Below are 15,922 nucleotides of genomic sequence, written 5' to 3'. Positions count from 1 at the left end.
CTTGCTACTGTTCCCGCACGATCATCACCGGACAGTCGGCGGTATGCATCAGGGCATTGCTGGTGGAACCGAGCAGCATACCCGTGAAGCCGCCGCGCCCACGGCTGCCGACCACGACGAGCTGCGCCTTCTCGGCGAATTCGCTGAGGACACGCACTGGACGATCCCGCGCGACGACGCGTTCGACCGTGACGTCGGGATACCGCTCCTGGAAGCCGGCGAGCCGCTCGGAAAGTACTACCTCTTCCCCGGTTTGAATACCCCCCCACAAAGGGTCGTCCGGGCTTGCACCGAGCGAAGGCTGAACGCTGACGTCACTCCACACGTTGACCGCGACCAACGTCGACGACATCGCCGACGCCTGCGCGAAGGCGACGTCCACTGCCGCCTTGCTGCTTTCCGAACCGTCGACGCCGACAACGATCGGACCTTCGGTGGGCGGCCGCCCGTCGAGTGTGCGGCCACGCACCACCACCAGCGGGCACTGCGCGTGGGCCGCCACCGAGGATGTGGTGGAACCGACCAGCAACCCGGTGAACTCACCGTGCCCGCGCGAGCCGAGCACCACCATGTGCGCGTCGGCAGACAGGGCGATCAGCGTCTGACTCACCTTGCCCTCGTGCTGCTCGGTGGTGATGTCGAGGGTGCCGTCCACGGTCTGCTTGGCCAGCACGCGGGCACTGCCGAGGCGGGCCTTGGCAGTGTCGGCCAGCTCTTCCTTGAAGCTCTCGGCCAGATAGGGCTCGGTGTAGTAGAAGGCGGGGATATGCACCACCGTCACGATGTGCAGTGGCAGGGACAGCGCAGCTGCAGTCCTGGCCGCCCACACGACGGCAGCGGACGCCGACTCGGATCCGTCGACACCCACGATGATCGGCTTATGTCCGGTCATGATTGCCTTCCCCTCCTTCACACCTGCTACCAGGCACGGCAATTCGGTGGTTCGGTTACCCGCAGATCTTGCGCAGCTTCTCGACCAACTCGACGCGGCCGGCTCGGTCGGCGGCCAGCGGCGACACGGTGAGGGTGGTGACGCCGGACTCGGCGAACGCCGCGACGCGCTCCGCCACGTAACTCTCCGGTCCGATCAGCGAGACGGCCCGGACGAGTTCGTCGGGCACCGCCGCGGTGGCCTCGTCCTTCTTGCCTGCAAGATAGAGATCCTGGATCGTCTCGGCTTCTTTCTCGTAGCCGTACCGGACCGCGAGGTCGTTGTAGAAGTTCTTGCCCTTGGCACCCATGCCGCCGATGTACAGCGCGAGACTCGGGCGAACCCAGTCGAGCATGTGCTCCACGTCTTCACCGATAGCGAGCGCCGGCGACGCATAAACCTGCAGTTCACCCAGGCTGGGGTCGCGCTTCGCCTTACCCTTGGCCAGTGGCTCGCCCCATACACTCGCCGCCTTCTCCGGGTAGTAGAAGATCGGCTCCCAGCCCTCCGCGATCTCGGCCGTCAGCTCGACGTTCTTGGGGCCGAGCGAGGCGATGATGATCGGAATGCGCTCACGCACAGGATGATTGATGATCTTGAGCGGCTTGCCGAGGCCTGTGCCCTTATCCGCAGGAAGCGGCACCTGGTAGTACTTGCCCTGGAACTGAACCTTCTCACGACGCCACACCTGACGACAGATTTCGACGACCTCACGAGTGCGGCCGAGCGGTGCGTCGTACTTGACGCCGTGGAAACCCTCGATCACCTGTGGGCCCGACGCGCCCAGACCCATCACGAAGCGTCCGTTGGATACAAAGTCGAGACCGGCGGCCGTCATGGCGGTCAGGCTCGGCGTACGGGTGTAGATCTGGAAGATCCCCGAGGCCAGTTCGAGCGTGGACGTCTTGGCGGCCAGGTAGCCGAGCTGGCTCACCGCGTCGAACGAGTAGGCCTCGGGCACGAACGCGATGTCGAGGCCCGCCCTCTCCAGGTCTGCGACCTCTTCGACCGTTTCGGCGAATCCGCCGCTGTAGTTCAAGCCCATACCGATGCGCACGTCGCTCCCCAATCCTGGCGTTCTTCTCTAACTCAGCACACTACTGCCGCCGATGGCGTCAGGGGCGTTCAGGCCTCACGACGACGACGGGACAATGGGCGCCGCACACCAGGCTGTTACTGGTGGAGCCGAGCAGCATCCCGGTGAACCCGCCCCGGCCGCGGCTGCCGACCACCACGAGCTGCGCCTTCTTCGACCATCCGAGCAGACGGGCTCGCGGGTTGTCGACGTAGACCTTCCGGGAGACCTGCACGTCAGGGTACTTTTCCTGCCAGCCGGCGAGTCGCTCGGCGAGCACTGCCCGCTCGTCCTCCTCGAGGCCGGCGGGCACCAGCGCGGCGTTGCGGGGGTCGTCGAAGGTCATCGGGCCGAGGTCGCTCCAGACGTGGACGGCCACCAGCGCCGCGTTCCGCAACGAGGCCTCGTGAAAGCCCACGGCGATGGCGCGTTCACTGGTGCGACTCCCGTCGACCCCGACCACGACCGGGCCGCCGGAGTGCGCGTCACCGCGTACCACCACGACCGGGCAATGCGCGTGACTGGTGACGTTGATCGCGGTATTGCCGAGCAGGGCCGTGGCCGCAGCCCCCGACCCCGACGCGCCGACCACCACCATCCGCGCGCTTTCGGAGAGCTCGACGAGCCACTGCGCACTGCTGCCGATGGACAGCTCGGTGCAGACGTCAATGATGGGGTTGACCACGTACGCCTGTTCCTGCGCTTCGGCGAGGATCGTTTTCCCGCTCGCCTCGACCCACTCGTACACGCCCCCCGAGTCCATGTAGGGCCCACCGAAACCGTACGGGGCGAAATCGAGCGCGTGGATGATCTTCAGATTCAATCCGCGTTCGGTGGCCAGTTCAGCCGCCATTCGCACCGCAGCCTTGGAGCTGTTCGACCCGTCGACCCCGACGACGACACTGTTGCGGTCCCGTGCGCTCATGCCTCCAGACTATTACCAGGTACCCCAGCGCCCCCAAAGGGGTTGGTGGCAAACATGTTTTGTCGACGTCTGGGGGCGCGTTCCCGAGATCAGCTGTCGGTGGTGAGCAGGTCGGCGAGGTTGTCCAGACTCGCCCGCACCGTGCGGGAGTACGCCTTGTTGACGATGGGGTCTGCCAACTTGCCGAAGATGCCTCCGAGACCACTTTCGCTGTCGACGCGATAGGTGAACAGGGTGCCGCCGTCGACCTCTTCGAGTCTCGTTGATGCTGTGAACCCGATCTGGCCCTCCACCGACTTGGTCACACCGGCTTTCGCCGGCTGATATTCGACGAACTCGCTGACCCAGTCGAATCGCTTACCCAGGATCCGCGTTGCTCCGCGCCAGCGGGTGCCTACCCCAGGGTCCCCATCGGTGAGCTGCTCGCATTCGACGATCGACGCTTCCCACGAGGGCCAATTCTCCGCGACGGTCAGATAGTTCCAGACTTCCGAGGGAGGGCGGGCGATAACGACGGACTGCTCGGTAACCGGCATGGCAATCATTCCTTGTACGGATGGCAGATGAATGGACCCGATGAAATAAGACCGGTCCGTTTTCATCGTCCTCCCGCGCCACGCCGGTGTCACCCATGGTTAGCGCACCGAAGCACCGAGCGACGGCCGTCGACGGACAGATCCGTCACCGTCCGCGGTTCACACCCGCCACGTGTGGACAGGGCTCCCGTCACGCATGTTCTCGACGTACTGACGCATCATGGCGGCGAGGGCGTCCCGCCGGTTCATCCCGGCGTCCTCGTGACGAACTACCTGCGCGCGCTGCCACGCCGCCCCTGTCTGCCGGGTGAGGCATCGGCCCTCGATGACGCTGAGGTAGCGGTCCCGCGCTTTCTGTGACAGGCCGAAGGCTGCCAGTCCCTGGTCGGCGATCGGCAGCAGCCTCCGCAGTACCAACTCGTCCGCGCCCAGCGTGCCGACGCCCGGCCAGTACATCTGGGCATCCATGCCGTGCTGGGCACCGGCACGTAGGTTTTCCTCCGCCGCGTCGAACGACATCCGCGTCCATACGGGCTGATCGGCTTCGACCAGTCCTCGCAATGCGCCGTAGTAGAAGGCCGCGTTGGCCATGATGTCCAGCACGGTGGGGCCGGCAGGCAACACCCGGTTCTCGATCCGCAGGTGCGGTTTGCCGTCGGCACAGTCGTAGACGGGACGATTCCAGCGATAGATGGTGCCGTTGTGCATTTGCAGTTCACTCAGGTCGGGAATGCGGCCGGCGTCCAGTTCGGCCGCGGGGTCGACATCCGTCACCTCCGGAAGAAGTGCCGGAAAGTACCGGGAGTTCTCCTCGAACAGGTCGAAGACCGACGAGATCCACCGTTCCCCGAACCACACCCGTGGCCGGACGCCCTGATTCTTGAGCTCGAGGGGTCGGGTATCGGTGGCCTGCTCGAAGATCGGTATGCGCGATTCGTGCCACAGCGCCTTCCCCGCGAGAAACGGCGAGTTGGCTGCCAGCGCGACCTGTGCACCTGCGAGGCACTGCGCAGCATTCCAGTGTGCAGCGAACTCTTCGGGTGCGACTCGCAGATGCAGCTGCAGTGACGTGCACGCTGCCTCGGGAACCACAGAGTTGCTGTCGGCACGAAGTTGCTCCTGCGGACGGCCTTCGAGAGCGACACCCTCGAGGTCGAGTTCGATGTCCTCCCCACGTGCCGCGAAGATCTGCTCGTTGAGCAGTTCGTACCGAGGGTTGGCCGAGATCCACTCACGATCCAGGTGCTCGAGCTCGAGGGTCGGCAGCATCCCGATCATGACCAGTTGTGCGTCGTGGCGGTGGATCCGGGCATCGACGACGGACAGTGATGCCCGCAGCGTGCGCTCGAGTTCGAACGTCCCGTCACCGACAAGGGGCCCCGGTTTGACGTTCATCTCCACGTTGAACTGACCCAGCTCGGTCTGGAACACCGCGTCGTCGCCGATCGACTCGAGCACGGCATTGTTGGACATCGCCGGCGTCATGTCTGCGTGCACGAGATTGAACTCGATCTCCATGCCCAGCATCGGTCGTGGTGGATCGATGTCGTCCCGGAAAGCGCCTTCCTTCAGCATGCGTTCGAGCGCGTCGGCGCACATCAGTACCTTCTGGCGGAACAAACGTCGATCCGCTCGGCTGAATGTCCGAGAGGTGACCTCGCGGCCCATGCCACTCCTCTGCTCTGCGACTTCGGTTCCGCGAGCATATCCGTTCGGTCGGCACGAGACCGGGGTGGCGGGATAACCTCGAACCAGACGCTGGTGAGCGGAAGGATCCGAGATGACACCTCACACCGACTCGAGGAAGAAACCAGAGTTCAGCGTGGGAACGCGGGTGAAGACCCGCCATTCGGTCGATCCCGAGCTACCCGAGAAGGAGTGGCCACTCGAGACGGGCGTCATCGTCGACGAGTTCGGCGGTGTCCAGGACATCACCGACGAGTCCTACGGCCGCAACTGGGCCGTGTCGCGCCGATGGGCGATAGCCCTCGACGGTGGGCCCCTCGTCTTCCGTAACGACCCGGATCTCGAGCCGGAATGAGACTCAGGCGTTGGCGCCGGCGTCGCCCCACGTGACAGCCACGCCGTTTTCCTTCAACCAGCGGCCGGGATCGACCTTGTTGCCGGCGGCGTCATGGACCTCGAAATGCAGGTGCGGGCCGGTGGACTGACCACGGTTGCCCACGTGAGCGATCCGCTGTCCGGCGGAGACACGCTGCCCGACGGCGACGGTGTAGTCGTTGACGTGCCCGTACACCGTCACGGTGCCGTCGTCATGAAGCAACCGCACCCACAAGCCGAAACCGGACGCAGCGCCGGCGTCGATGACCTGACCATCGGCGGCCGCAAGGACGGGTGTACCGATGGGAGCGGCGATGTCGATGCCGCCGTGGTGCGCCCCCCAGCGCGAGCCGAAGTTGGAGGTCAGCGTGCCCGAGACCGGCTGCACCGCGTGCGGCTTGACGGGGTTGACCGAGCTCAACCACTGCTGCGCCTGGGCCCCCAGGTCGGGTCCGCCGAAGTTCTGGACGGCGGCCCCCAAATCTGTGGGCAATTCGAAGCCGGCAGGGAGGACGCCCGCCGGAATCTCGAAGGGCAGGCCGGGAGCGGTGTGCGGGGCTGCCGGCTCGACAGCGTGCGAGTCGGCCGGGGCAGCGGCCGCGCTGCCCGCTCCGAGCTGGGCTGCGCCGACGACGAGGGCGCCGGTGGCCGCCGCAACCGTGGCTGCCTTCACGCCCACTCCCGCTCCGGTCTGCGCAGTGCGATGGCGCCCGCGCGCCGCGTCCGGATCGATCTCGAATCGGAGCGAATTGCCGTTCGAGCGGTGGTGGGAACCCACAGTTGATACCTCGTCAGTCGTCGGATTGCAGCACGCCCCGTGTGGGGTGGGCTCCTCTGTCTGGCGACGAATGTAACAAAACGATATAGGTCAGCGCCACCGTGACCGAATCTTTATGCTTTGCGCCGTTCGAGTTCGGCGCGGAATTCGGCATAGCGGGCCTTGTGCGGGGCGCGCGTCCGCACCACCGCCCAGGCGATACCCAGCACGACGAACCAGATGGGCGTGACGAGCAGGGCCTCGAGCGTGTCCTCTTCCTGCGTCAGAGCCCAGAGCAGGAACACGAAGAAGCCCAGCACCACCCAGCACATCACCACACCGCCGGGCATCTTGAACGCCGACGCCTCGTGCAGTTCCGGCCGACGTTTCCGGTAGACCAGATAACTGGCCAGAATCATTGTCCACACGAACATGAAGAGCACGGACGAGATGGTCGTCACCGTCGTGAAAGCTTCGATCACGGAATCGCCGGAGAAGAGAAGCGCGATGGCCGACAGCAGGAACGTGCACGAGAACATCAAGGCGTTGGCCGGCACGCGGCGCGAGCTGAGCGTGCCCAATCGGGCAGGTGCGTCACCCTCGCGGGCGAGACCGTAAACCATCCGTGACGTCGAGTAGATACCCGAATTGGCCGACGACGCGGCCGAGGTCAACACCACGAACTGGATCACTCCCGCCGCGATCGCGAGACCGGCGAGCGAGAACATCGCCGTGAAGGGACTCTCACCGGGAACCACCTCACGCCACGGCGTGACCGAGATGATCACTATCAGCGACACCACGTAGAACAACAGAATGCGGATGGGGATGGAGTTGATCGCCTTCGGAAGGTTCTTCTCCGGATCTTTCGCTTCGGCCGCGGTGGTGCCGACCAGTTCTATGCCCACGAACGCGAACACCGCGATCTGGAATCCGGCGACGAAACCCATTGCGCCAGTGGGGAACATGCCACCGTCGTTCCACAGATTGTCGAAGCCGGCCTGAGCACCGTTCGGGGCGGTGAAGTGGGCGAACACCATGACGAGACCGACCACGATGAGACTGACGATCGCGATGATCTTGATCAGAGCGAACCAGAACTCGGTCTCGCCGAACGCCCGCACAGTGGGGAGGTTCAGCAGAAGCAACGCTGCAATGGCGACGACCGCTGGAATCCACAATTGCAGGTCCGGCCACCAGTACTGCACGTAACCCGAGATGGCGATGATGTCGGCGATTCCGGTGACGATCCAGCAGAACCAGTACGTCCAGCCGGTGAAGAATCCGGCCCACGGGCCGAGAAGGTCTGCCGCGAAGTCGGAGAAGGACTTGTACTGCAGATTCGAGAGCAGAAGTTCACCCATCGCCCGCATGACGAAGAACAGCATGAAGCCGATGATCATGTACACGAAGATCACCGACGGCCCTGCCAGCGAGATCGTCTTGCCGGAGCCCATGAAGAGGCCCGTGCCGATGGCTCCACCGATCGCAATCAGCTGGATGTGACGGTTGGCCAGCTGCCGCGACAGATGCGGTGCTTCCGCTGATCCGGTGGACGGAGTTTCGCCCGATTCCGATCCGATCGCGCCCGTCGAGGAGATTCGGTCAGCCATGGAAACCCGCAACCCTTTCGTCGTACGTGCCGCGCCCTCGGGGTCTGGCGCCCGAGAAACGCACCCCACAAAAGCGTGGGTCACGTTACGCGCGATTTCCTCGAGGCCCGCGTTCGAGGGCAGTGTCTTCAGACGCAGGGGTTGACAGGCCACACCCAGCTAAGGCTAACCTTCCTAGAACTTACCGAGGCAGGAGCTGAGTTCATGATCGACGACCTCATCGAGATCGCGTACGCACAGGGCGCCGTGCGGACCGCCGCCCGTGCGAGCAACGGTGTGGACGAGTACGAACTCGCCCGCATCGACTGCGACCGCTCCACCGTGACCGTCGCCGTGCGCGCCGACGGCAAGTTCGCGAAGGCCACGACCATGGACGGGTACCTCACGCTCGGTCAGGTCATGCGGGTCTGCGGCCTCGACTACCGGAACGCCACCTCCCGCGCTCGGCACGCCGTCTCCTGACTGCCGGGCATGGCTCCATCAGGACATCTTGTTGCCGACTCTGCACTCCGGATCGCGAGCTCACCACAATTCCCGCTACACTCACCACGGCGTACGCCACGGGTGTACACGCGCCCTCGTAGCTCAGGGGATAGAGCAACCCTCTCCTAAAGGGTAGGTCGCAGGTTCGAATCCTGCCGAGGGCACTGTCAGCCCAGTCTCAGCTCGCAATGGACGCGCGATGACGTCTCTGTTGCGACTCGATCTGTTGTGACTCCTCGGTTGTGTCGCAGTGCGGCGTCGACCAGCGAGCGAAGGTCCTCCCCGCCCTGCTCGGAGTTGGTGCCGACCAGAAAGCAGGACATCACTTCGTGCAGCAGCGGGCGCGGAATGGTGAACATGCCGGCAACTGCAGCACGCAGGATGGTCTCGACAGCGATGCGTCCTTCACCCATGTCCAGGAAATCATCGACCCGATTTCGGGCACCGGCGTCGAGGAAGGGCTCGGCGATCCGCGACAAGTCGTGGGCAACGTCGATCGCATTTCTCATCCGCTGAGTGTAGTGCGACGGCGGTCACCGGGGACCGGAGCGCGAAATTTGACCCCAACGAGCGGTGAGCGAAACTAGTTGTGACGCACAGTTACTCACATCTCAGAGTGCCGCGCATGCGATGCCGATGACCGCCAGCCCGAGCAGTGCGTCGAGGACACCGCAGAACTCCGCGAGGGACCGGTCGACCACCGTATTCGCTCGGTAGTGGTAAAGGTCCCACGCCGCATGAGCGAGCAGACCGGAGCCGACGAGGAAGGCCCCCACCGTGGGCGCGACAACGACGGCCGTGGCCGCCACTGCACCGTAGGCGGCCATCGCCAGGACCGCAGGCTGCACCCGGAACGTGTGCCCCACGACCGCTCGGCCCACGGCGTAGCCGATTCCGATGACGCCGAACCCCAACAGCACCCACGTGACGTCGACGCCGAGGTCCGTGGCACGCTCCGCCAGTTTTCCCGCGGTGATCACTACGACCGTCCCGAAGAACAGCGGCCACGCGGAGCTTCTGCGCCCCAGCAGTGCGGCACCTAGATAGACGAGAGCGGCGGCGGCGAGGACCGGCGCGAGATCGGTGCTGCCATCGAACATGACGAACATCGCGAATACGACGGCAGCCAGGGTCGGCCAGCGTTGCAGGACGGAACGGTCCGGGTGGTGAGCGTGCCGTGTGACTGTGGTGCTCATATCGACTTCCCCTCGCGTGTCGCCGATCAAGTCCTCAAGTTGAACATGCATGTTCAACTTATTTGAAGCGTAACCTGTACACAACTGTTCGACAAGAGGAAGAGAAGCCACGAGCACCAGCGAGGTACCCAGGAAGTCCGGCCGACGCCGCGCGGACGCGGAACGCAACATCGAAGCGATCCTCGACGCAGCTCACGCATGTCTGAGCTCCGACCCGGACGCCAGCATCGGCGACATCGCGAAAGCCGCCGGCGTCGGGCGGGTCACGCTCTACGGACACTTCCCGACTCGCGCCGACCTCGTCGACGCAGTCGTCACGCGCGCACTCACCGCCGCCGAACACGCCCTTGCTGTCATCGACCTCACCGGTGATCCACGGGAGGCCATACACCGGCTCGTCGCCGGTTCCTGGTCACTCACTGCCGATGCCGGTGCACTGGTGGCCGCCGCCGAACGCAGCCTGCCCGCCGCACAGATACGTGCCGCCCACGACGGGATGCTGGTTCCCGTGGGGGAGCTCCTCGAGCGCGGTCGGAGCGAAGGCGTGTTCCGCACCGACCTGCCCACGTCGTGGTTGGCCGCCGTTCTCCACAGTGTCGTGCACTGCGCCGCAACCGAAGTCGGTGCCGGACGGGTCGATCCGGGCGACGCCGCGTCCTACATCACCAAAACAGTGCTGGCGTCCTTCGCCCCGGGCTTACAGGACTTGTCGGAGGGTGGAGGTAGTATCGACGAACATTCAACCGGGGGGTGAGTGATGTTGGTACAGAACGAGTTAGATGCGACGCCACCAGGCATCGTGGCGCTCGACGCCTTACGAGAGCAGAAGGCCGAACTCGCGCAGGCGCAGTACACACAGGTCCACGCCATCACCGACTACTACTACTAGTGCTCGAACGAAGACGAGCGACGTGGGATCAATCCCGCGCATTCCGGCATGCACGCCGCAGTCGAACTGTCCGCTGCACTGGGCATGAATGAAGGTACGGTCACCGCGTCGATCGAGTTGGGACTGGAATTACGACACCGTCTCCACCGTACGCGCGAGGCGTTCGCGACCGGCCGGATCGACCTCGCCCAGGCCCGCGTCATCTCCGCCATGCTGACCGGGGTGAACGACAGCGCCCTCGACATCCTCGAATCCGCAGTGCTGGAGGGCCGTAACGTGCCACCCACCACGCTCCGAGTCCGCTGCCGCCGGCTGATCGCCAAGCACGATCCCGGCAGTCTCCGTCGCCGGACGAAGCTTGCCGCCGCCGACCGCGATGTCCGGGTGCGGCCCGCCGAGAACGGCATATCCTTCGTCGACGGACATCTCCCCGCGGCCGACGCCCACACCATTGGGATGCGGCTACGTGAGATGGCCATTCACGACGTCTGCACCGGCGACCCCCGAACCCTCGCCCAACGCCGTGCCGACGCCCTGACCGCACTCGCAGACGGCAGCGGCAGACTCCTCTGCCGCTGCCTGGACGTCGGCTGCCACACCCGAACCAGGCCCTCTCCTACCCGTCGGGCACCACTGATCCAGGTGGTAATCAACGCCGAAACACTGCTCGGGTTGGACGAAACCCCTGCCTACCTCGACGGGTACGGGCCCATCGACGCCGACACCGCCCGCCTTCTCGCCGCAGACGGGGTCTTCCAACGCGTCCACGTCCTCACCGAGAACGACGTACCCGGCGACGGCAGCCACATCCTCGGCATCAGTGCCATCGTGAAACACCCGGGCGTACCGAAGGACCTGATCCGTAACGACACCTGCGCCACCACTTACTCACCCGGCACCGGGCAGTCCCGCCGCATCCGTACCCGCGACGGACAGTGCCGCTTCCCGAACTGCCAGGTGCCCGCCCGACACTGCGACCTCGACCATACGACTCCGTTCGACCACGACGATCCCGAAAATGGTGGTCTCACCGTCGACTCGAATCTCGCCTGCCTCTGCCGACGACACCACCGCCTCAAAACCCGAGGACTGTGGACCGTGAAACAGAGCGGCGCCGGACATCTCGAATGGACCACCCCACACGGTGAAACCATGTGCACCGAACCCGAAGGTGCCGCAGTCCATCTCGTCCGTACCGCTCGCACATCGCGGCACGACCGGACGCTGGCGTTGATGACCCGACGCTCCCACGCCGAGCATGACCTCGACTACCTCATAGAACTTCACCGAACACGACGATCCGCACCAGCCGTCCCCGACCTCACCCATATTCCCGTGTCAGGTCCGGCACGCGACGATCCGCCGTTCTAGCGATCTACGACGCGACCCGATCACAGCGCCCGACAGGGTGAGCGGCCAACAGATCGCGGGCCCTGTTCCGCGCTGCGTTGTACTCGTACCACTCGGCTCCTTCATCGACCTCGTGCTGGAGCCGATACAGGGCACACGAGCGTTCCGGCTCCGGCAGTCGATCCAGAGCGGGAACCGCATCGACCGACAACGACCTCAGGTAGCTCACATCGATGCGTCCGGTCTCCTCGAAGCGTTCCACGTTCTTCTGCGCGATATAGGCGTCCGGATCGACCACAGCGAGGAGGAGCACCCCGCACACTGCCGAACTCAGAACCGCACAAGGCAACCACCGCCCCGACAACCGCAGCCCCGCAACGATCATGAGTATGAACACCAATCCCAGCCACAGTTCGGTCACCAGAACGAGCAGGCGCAGCTGCGTGTACCCGTAGTGACTCTCGTACAGCGACATCCGGGCGACCGCCGATGCCACGATGACGAGCGTCAGAACACAGAGCAGGCCGAGCAGCACTCGCACCAGCGTGCGGTCGATCGCCTCCCTCCGCGCCGCCTTGCGGAGAGCAACAGCCATCACCAGCAGCGTCAGCCCCGTCACGGCCAGCAACTGCCAGAAGCCCTGCCGGGCGTACTCGGCGTACGTGAGATCGTCCGTCGTCAACACGTGCCGGTCCCCACCGAACAGCACTCTCAACTGCACGGCGACGAAACCGAGGAACAGCAAGTTCAGCAGCGCGAGTGGAAAAGCCCACTCCCAGCGGGCAACGGGTCGACCAGGACCGGGTGCGAGTGCGTCCACCCGTGGGGTGCGTCTCAGCAGATAGGCAGCACCCAGCGTCCCACCGCACACGAGCGTGCCGAGCACGAGCCTGCCGACCGGATTGGACACCTCCACCGAGGGTGTCGCCTGTTCGAGGAGTTCGGCGAACTTCGCATCGGCGCTGGCGAACAGCGATCCGAACACCAGCAGGAGGACCGCGCTGACGGCGGCCACGCCGAAAACACGGAGCAGCGAGACTCTTTCGGCGGAACTCCAGCGGGAGGCTCCGCGTCGTGTCCAGCGAATCACCCGCAGTGGGGTGAACCACAGCGCGAACGAACCGGCGGCCAGACCCGTCCAGGTTCTACCTCCGACCACGGCGAAGGACCCGACCACCCAGCTGAGGGCTACACACACGGCGGCCAGCCAGCCGGCGCCCCGAACACTGAGCACAGCGAGCAGGGCGAGTGCAGTGACTACTGCAACTGCCTGCGCAGCTGTGGGTCTCACCCTGCGCGTCGCGAAGACCGCCAGTGCGATCGCGGTACCGGTCAGCAGGTAACCCAGACCGACCACCGTGATGTGGAGCGTGAGAGCAGCGACCACGCCGGCTCCGACGGCGGCGAGGACGATCGCGCGGGGAGCGATCGACGTGCGGTCGCGTCGCCACACTCCCCCCGGCCACCATCGTGTCCGCCGTGGCCGAACTGGTTGGGCAGGTGCGATTGTCATGTGTCCTCCCTGGTTGCATCACCCGGATTCGGGCAGGCGTCATCGCGGGACCGGCGGGTCCCGTATCTGGTGTGTTCGTGTCAACCGGCGGGCAGGGTCACCCGGATGCAGCAGCCGCGCACCGTGTCGACGACCTCGATGCGGCCGTCGTGCAATTCGACCGCCCAGCGCGCGATCGCGAGTCCGAGCCCGGTCCCGCCATCCGTGGAACCCCCGCGTGTGAAACGCTCGAATACCCGGGAGCGCTCACCGGGGCTGATCCCGGGGCCGTCGTCCTCCACCTCGATGATCACGCCACCCGGAGCGGGGCGGCCGCGCACTACGACCTGGGTGTGGGCGGAGCCGTGCCGAAGAGCGTTGTCGACGAGGTTCGTCACCGCCTGGTGGAGTCGCGCGACATCGGCATCGACGCAGAGGCCGGACGGCTGCACGTCCACTTGCACCCGCCGTGGTCCTGCCGGTCCCACCGCCTGACGAACCACATCCCCGAGGAAGTCCCGGACCGGGAACCGCTCGCGGTCGAGTTGCACCGCACCCTCTTCCAGGCGCGACAGGTCGAGAAGTTCGGCGACCAACCGGCCAAGCCGCTCGGTCTGATCGAGTGCCACCTGCATCCGAGCCGGATCGGGTTCTTCTACACCGTCGACCACGTTCTCGAGCAGTGCCGACAGTGCGGAAATCGGTGTGCGCAGCTCGTGCGAGACGTTGCCGATCAATTCACGGCGATAGCGGTCGGCTGCCTCGAGATCCTCGGCCATGGAGTTGAATGCGCGGGCCAGTTCACCGATTTCGTCTCTCGACGTCGACCGGACCCGGCGGGAGTAGTCGCCCGTCGCCATCGCGCGGGCCGCAGCCGTCATCTCTCGCAGGGGCGAGGTCATCCCGTGCGCGAGGATCTGGGTCACTGCTAACGACACCAGCATCGCCAGGGCGAGCGCGTATCGGAAGGGCCAGCGCGCCGTCACCCAGAACATCAGGGAGGCGAGGAACAGTGCCGCGACCACGAGTAACCCGGTCTTGACCTTGAACGACCGAAAAGGATCGAGCGGTCGAGGCAACCTGTCGACGATCCGTCCGCCACCGACCCGGTCACCGGCGCTCACTTCTGCACGTCCAGCGCGTAACCGACACCATGGACCGTGCGGATGAGGTCGCCGCCGAGTTTCCGGCGCAGGGCCTTGACGTGGCTGTCGACGGTCCTGCTGCCGGCCACGTCACCCCATCCCCAGACCTCCGCGAGCAGCGACTCCCGGGAGATGGCGGCCCGTGGGCGAGAGGCGAAATGCGCGAGAAGGTCGAACTCCGTCCTCGTGAGGTGTATTTCGTCGTCACCGCGCCGGACCCGTCGCTCGACGAGATCCACCTCGAGATCACCCACCGACATCCCCGCCTGTCCGCTGGAGGCGGCCTCGGTGGCCCGTTCGGCGCGGCGCACGAGCGCGTGCACCCTGGCCACGAGCACCCGCATGCTGAATGGCTTGCTCAGGTAGTCGTCGGCACCCACCCCGAGTCCGATGAGCATGTCTGTTTCGTCCGCTCGGGCGGTGAGCATCAACACCGGTACCGGCCGTGCGGCCTGCACCCTCCTGCAGACCTCGAGCCCGTCGAATCCGGGCAGCATCACATCCAGGACGAGCAGGTCCGGTTCGGAGGCCTCGCATTCCGCCACGGCACCCGGACCGTCGGACGCCGTGACGACGTCGAAGCCCTCGGCACGCAACCTGGCGGCTACCGACTCGCAGATCGTCGCCTCGTCGTCGACGACGAGCACTCTTCGTTGGCTCATGCCCCGACTGTATTGCCCGCGCGTGCGGATCCCCGTCAGAGCCTGTGAAGATTCTGTGCAGGTTTGCCCGCGCACGGGGTGGTGGATCGTCACCCTGGGGTCGCTGTCGCGGCGTTCGTCTTCAGCGCACGCTTGAGTCATCAGCCCGGCACACCCCCTACCCACCGGAGGACCTACACCGTGACCACCACCGCAACCCGCATCGCACTCGGCACCACCGCCGCCATTGCCTTCTCGTTCGTGGGGACGGCAGTCGTCCTCCTCGCCGGCGGGCACATCGACGGCGCACCCTCACCGACGTCCGACAGGAGCAACTCGCAGCAGCGAGTCCTTCCCGGCATCGCTGCTGTGCCCGGTGCCGTCGCGGTGGATCCGGGTACTGCGGCGGCCGATATCGAGGTCGCGGCGCCCGGACCGGAGGTCGTCCCACCGATCGTCTTCGCGCCGGCACCACGGGTCGCAGCGCCGCCGGTCGGGGTACCCCAGGTCGCAGCGCCCCCGATCGTGATTCCCCCGATCGCACAGCCGCCCGTCGCCAAACCGCCCGTCGTCGAACCGCCGGTCGTCGAACCGCCCGTCGTCGAACCGCCCGTCGTCGAACCGCCGGTCGTGGTGGATCCGGTCAAGCCGCCGAAGCGCCCGTTCCCCTTCCCCGGGAAGATCGACGACGAAGTCCTCTCGCCCGCGACCGATCCCTTCCCGGCCGGTGGCGGACCGAAGCCCCGGCCGCCGAGCGTTCCCCAGGCCCCCGGTGGAGTGGGCGGGTCCGTCGGCGGAACGACTGTCGGCGAGTAAGTGGATCGGAGC

18 protein-coding genes, 1 tRNA gene and 1 pseudogene are annotated in these 15,922 nt (G+C 65.7%); 8 read left to right on the top strand and 12 right to left on the bottom strand.

Translation table 11 applies throughout. The features are described 5' to 3' along the window. Positions 1-4: 4 nt before the first annotated feature. The 5 genes from ACH49N_RS28470 to ACH49N_RS28450 form a co-directional block, all read right to left on the bottom strand. Positions 5-892 (bottom strand): universal stress protein, encoded by an 888-nt coding sequence (locus tag ACH49N_RS28470; protein WP_250774904.1) that lies wholly within the window; start codon positions 890-892, stop codon positions 5-7. 55 nt (positions 893-947) lie between these two features. After that, the gene (locus ACH49N_RS28465) at positions 948-1,988 is read right to left on the bottom strand and encodes an LLM class F420-dependent oxidoreductase (RefSeq protein WP_109327549.1); all 1,041 of its coding nucleotides are present in this window, start codon (positions 1,986-1,988) and stop codon (positions 948-950) included. A 58-nt stretch (positions 1,989-2,046) separates the two neighbouring features. Then, positions 2,047-2,931 carry a universal stress protein gene (locus tag ACH49N_RS28460; RefSeq protein WP_358270818.1) on the bottom strand — a complete coding sequence of 295 codons (885 nt, stop codon included), beginning with the start codon at positions 2,929-2,931 and terminating at the stop codon, positions 2,047-2,049. Positions 2,932-3,020: 89 nt separating this feature from the next. Next, positions 3,021-3,476, bottom strand: coding sequence for an SRPBCC family protein (locus tag ACH49N_RS28455; protein WP_358270820.1), 456 nt, complete (start codon positions 3,474-3,476; stop codon positions 3,021-3,023). 150 nt (positions 3,477-3,626) lie between these two features. Beyond that, positions 3,627-5,135 (bottom strand): glutamate-cysteine ligase family protein, encoded by a 1,509-nt coding sequence (locus tag ACH49N_RS28450; protein WP_358270822.1) that lies wholly within the window; start codon positions 5,133-5,135, stop codon positions 3,627-3,629. A gap of 112 nt (positions 5,136-5,247) precedes the next feature. On the opposite strand from ACH49N_RS28450, the gene ACH49N_RS28445 reads away from it, so the two are divergent. Continuing rightward, a complete protein-coding gene (locus ACH49N_RS28445; protein ID WP_159919981.1) occupies positions 5,248-5,508 on the top strand; it encodes a hypothetical protein in 261 nt (86 codons plus the stop codon). 3 nt (positions 5,509-5,511) lie between these two features. On the opposite strand, the gene ACH49N_RS28440 is transcribed toward ACH49N_RS28445, so the two are convergent. Further along, positions 5,512-6,306 carry a M23 family metallopeptidase gene (locus tag ACH49N_RS28440; protein WP_358270824.1) on the bottom strand — a complete coding sequence of 265 codons (795 nt, stop codon included), beginning with the start codon at positions 6,304-6,306 and terminating at the stop codon, positions 5,512-5,514. Positions 6,307-6,419: 113 nt separating this feature from the next. After that, positions 6,420-7,898, bottom strand: coding sequence for a D-serine/D-alanine/glycine transporter (gene cycA, locus ACH49N_RS28435; RefSeq protein WP_358270826.1), 1,479 nt, complete (start codon positions 7,896-7,898; stop codon positions 6,420-6,422). Positions 7,899-8,102: 204 nt separating this feature from the next. On the opposite strand from cycA, the gene ACH49N_RS28430 reads away from it, so the two are divergent. Together ACH49N_RS28430 and ACH49N_RS28425 are read left to right on the top strand one after the other, a co-directional pair. Beyond that, a complete protein-coding gene (locus tag ACH49N_RS28430; protein WP_213573257.1) occupies positions 8,103-8,360 on the top strand; it encodes a hypothetical protein in 258 nt (85 codons plus the stop codon). A gap of 112 nt (positions 8,361-8,472) precedes the next feature. Next, a tRNA-Arg gene (locus tag ACH49N_RS28425) sits at positions 8,473-8,545 on the top strand. A 3-nt stretch (positions 8,546-8,548) separates the two neighbouring features. Here ACH49N_RS28425 and ACH49N_RS28420 read toward each other — a convergent pair. Continuing rightward, on the bottom strand, positions 8,549-8,890 hold the full coding sequence (locus ACH49N_RS28420; protein WP_358270828.1) for a hypothetical protein: 342 nt from the start codon (positions 8,888-8,890) through the stop codon (positions 8,549-8,551). Positions 8,891-8,992: 102 nt separating this feature from the next. Beyond that, positions 8,993-9,577, bottom strand: a complete 585-nt coding sequence (locus tag ACH49N_RS28415; RefSeq protein ID WP_358270830.1) for a hypothetical protein — start codon at positions 9,575-9,577, stop codon at positions 8,993-8,995. Positions 9,578-9,746: 169 nt separating this feature from the next. Between ACH49N_RS28415 and ACH49N_RS28410 the strand changes: the two are divergent. The 4 genes and pseudogenes from ACH49N_RS28410 to ACH49N_RS28395 all read left to right on the top strand — a co-directional run. Continuing rightward, positions 9,747-9,878, top strand: a pseudogene (locus ACH49N_RS28410) (TetR/AcrR family transcriptional regulator); the annotation flags it as partial. Between the two features lie 138 nt (positions 9,879-10,016). Then, complete coding sequence (locus ACH49N_RS28405; protein ID WP_236603394.1) at positions 10,017-10,331, top strand: hypothetical protein; 315 nt, start codon at positions 10,017-10,019, stop codon at positions 10,329-10,331. 3 nt (positions 10,332-10,334) lie between these two features. Next, positions 10,335-10,466 (top strand): hypothetical protein, encoded by a 132-nt coding sequence (locus ACH49N_RS28400; protein ID WP_358270832.1) that lies wholly within the window; start codon positions 10,335-10,337, stop codon positions 10,464-10,466. Positions 10,467-10,514: 48 nt separating this feature from the next. Then, positions 10,515-11,837: a DUF222 domain-containing protein gene (locus ACH49N_RS28395; protein WP_358270834.1), complete on the top strand. Its 1,323-nt coding sequence runs from the start codon at positions 10,515-10,517 to the stop codon at positions 11,835-11,837. 4 nt (positions 11,838-11,841) lie between these two features. Here ACH49N_RS28395 and ACH49N_RS28390 read toward each other — a convergent pair whose 3' ends face one another. The 3 genes from ACH49N_RS28390 to ACH49N_RS28380 all read right to left on the bottom strand — a co-directional run bounded on the left by ACH49N_RS28390 (position 11,842) and on the right by ACH49N_RS28380 (position 15,115). Next, complete coding sequence (locus ACH49N_RS28390; RefSeq protein WP_358270836.1) at positions 11,842-13,329, bottom strand: DUF4173 domain-containing protein; 1,488 nt, start codon at positions 13,327-13,329, stop codon at positions 11,842-11,844. A gap of 80 nt (positions 13,330-13,409) precedes the next feature. Continuing rightward, on the bottom strand, positions 13,410-14,432 hold the full coding sequence (locus tag ACH49N_RS28385) for a HAMP domain-containing sensor histidine kinase (protein WP_358270837.1): 1,023 nt from the start codon (positions 14,430-14,432) through the stop codon (positions 13,410-13,412). Then, positions 14,429-15,115, bottom strand: a complete 687-nt coding sequence (locus ACH49N_RS28380) for a response regulator transcription factor (RefSeq protein ID WP_109327526.1) — start codon at positions 15,113-15,115, stop codon at positions 14,429-14,431. The genes ACH49N_RS28385 and ACH49N_RS28380 overlap by 4 nt, the downstream gene beginning before the upstream one ends. Positions 15,116-15,295: 180 nt before the next feature. Here ACH49N_RS28380 and ACH49N_RS28375 point away from each other — a divergent pair, with 180 nt between their 5' ends. Continuing rightward, positions 15,296-15,910 carry a hypothetical protein gene (locus ACH49N_RS28375; protein ID WP_358270838.1) on the top strand — a complete coding sequence of 205 codons (615 nt, stop codon included), beginning with the start codon at positions 15,296-15,298 and terminating at the stop codon, positions 15,908-15,910. Positions 15,911-15,922 lie beyond the last annotated feature (12 nt).

This window comes from Rhodococcus sp. NPDC019647, from assembly GCF_044389235.1.
In the GTDB taxonomy this organism is placed as follows: domain Bacteria; phylum Actinomycetota; class Actinomycetes; order Mycobacteriales; family Mycobacteriaceae; genus Rhodococcus_F; species Rhodococcus_F oxybenzonivorans.
Note: the sequence above shows the minus strand (reverse complement) of the source record. Positions and strands in the feature narration are given on the sequence as shown.

Bases quoted from the DNA above. Each gene is read 5' to 3' on its own strand.
- ACH49N_RS28470 (WP_250774904.1), bottom strand. From the start codon at position 892: ATGACCGGACATAAGCCGATCATCGTGGGTGTCGACGGATCCGAGTCG.
- ACH49N_RS28460 (WP_358270818.1), bottom strand. From the start codon at position 2,931: ATGAGCGCACGGGACCGCAACAGTGTCGTCGTCGGGGTCGACGGGTCG.
- ACH49N_RS28455 (WP_358270820.1), bottom strand. From the start codon at position 3,476: ATGATTGCCATGCCGGTTACCGAGCAGTCCGTCGTTATCGCCCGCCCT.
- ACH49N_RS28450 (WP_358270822.1), bottom strand. From the start codon at position 5,135: ATGGGCCGCGAGGTCACCTCTCGGACATTCAGCCGAGCGGATCGACGT.
- ACH49N_RS28445 (WP_159919981.1), top strand. From the start codon at position 5,248: ATGACACCTCACACCGACTCGAGGAAGAAACCAGAGTTCAGCGTGGGA.
- cycA (WP_358270826.1), bottom strand. From the start codon at position 7,898: ATGGCTGACCGAATCTCCTCGACGGGCGCGATCGGATCGGAATCGGGC.
- ACH49N_RS28430 (WP_213573257.1), top strand. From the start codon at position 8,103: ATGATCGACGACCTCATCGAGATCGCGTACGCACAGGGCGCCGTGCGG.
- ACH49N_RS28420 (WP_358270828.1), bottom strand. From the start codon at position 8,890: ATGAGAAATGCGATCGACGTTGCCCACGACTTGTCGCGGATCGCCGAG.
- ACH49N_RS28415 (WP_358270830.1), bottom strand. From the start codon at position 9,577: ATGAGCACCACAGTCACACGGCACGCTCACCACCCGGACCGTTCCGTC.
- ACH49N_RS28400 (WP_358270832.1), top strand. From the start codon at position 10,335: ATGTTGGTACAGAACGAGTTAGATGCGACGCCACCAGGCATCGTGGCG.
- ACH49N_RS28395 (WP_358270834.1), top strand. From the start codon at position 10,515: ATGCACGCCGCAGTCGAACTGTCCGCTGCACTGGGCATGAATGAAGGT.
- ACH49N_RS28390 (WP_358270836.1), bottom strand. From the start codon at position 13,329: ATGACAATCGCACCTGCCCAACCAGTTCGGCCACGGCGGACACGATGG.
- ACH49N_RS28380 (WP_109327526.1), bottom strand. From the start codon at position 15,115: ATGAGCCAACGAAGAGTGCTCGTCGTCGACGACGAGGCGACGATCTGC.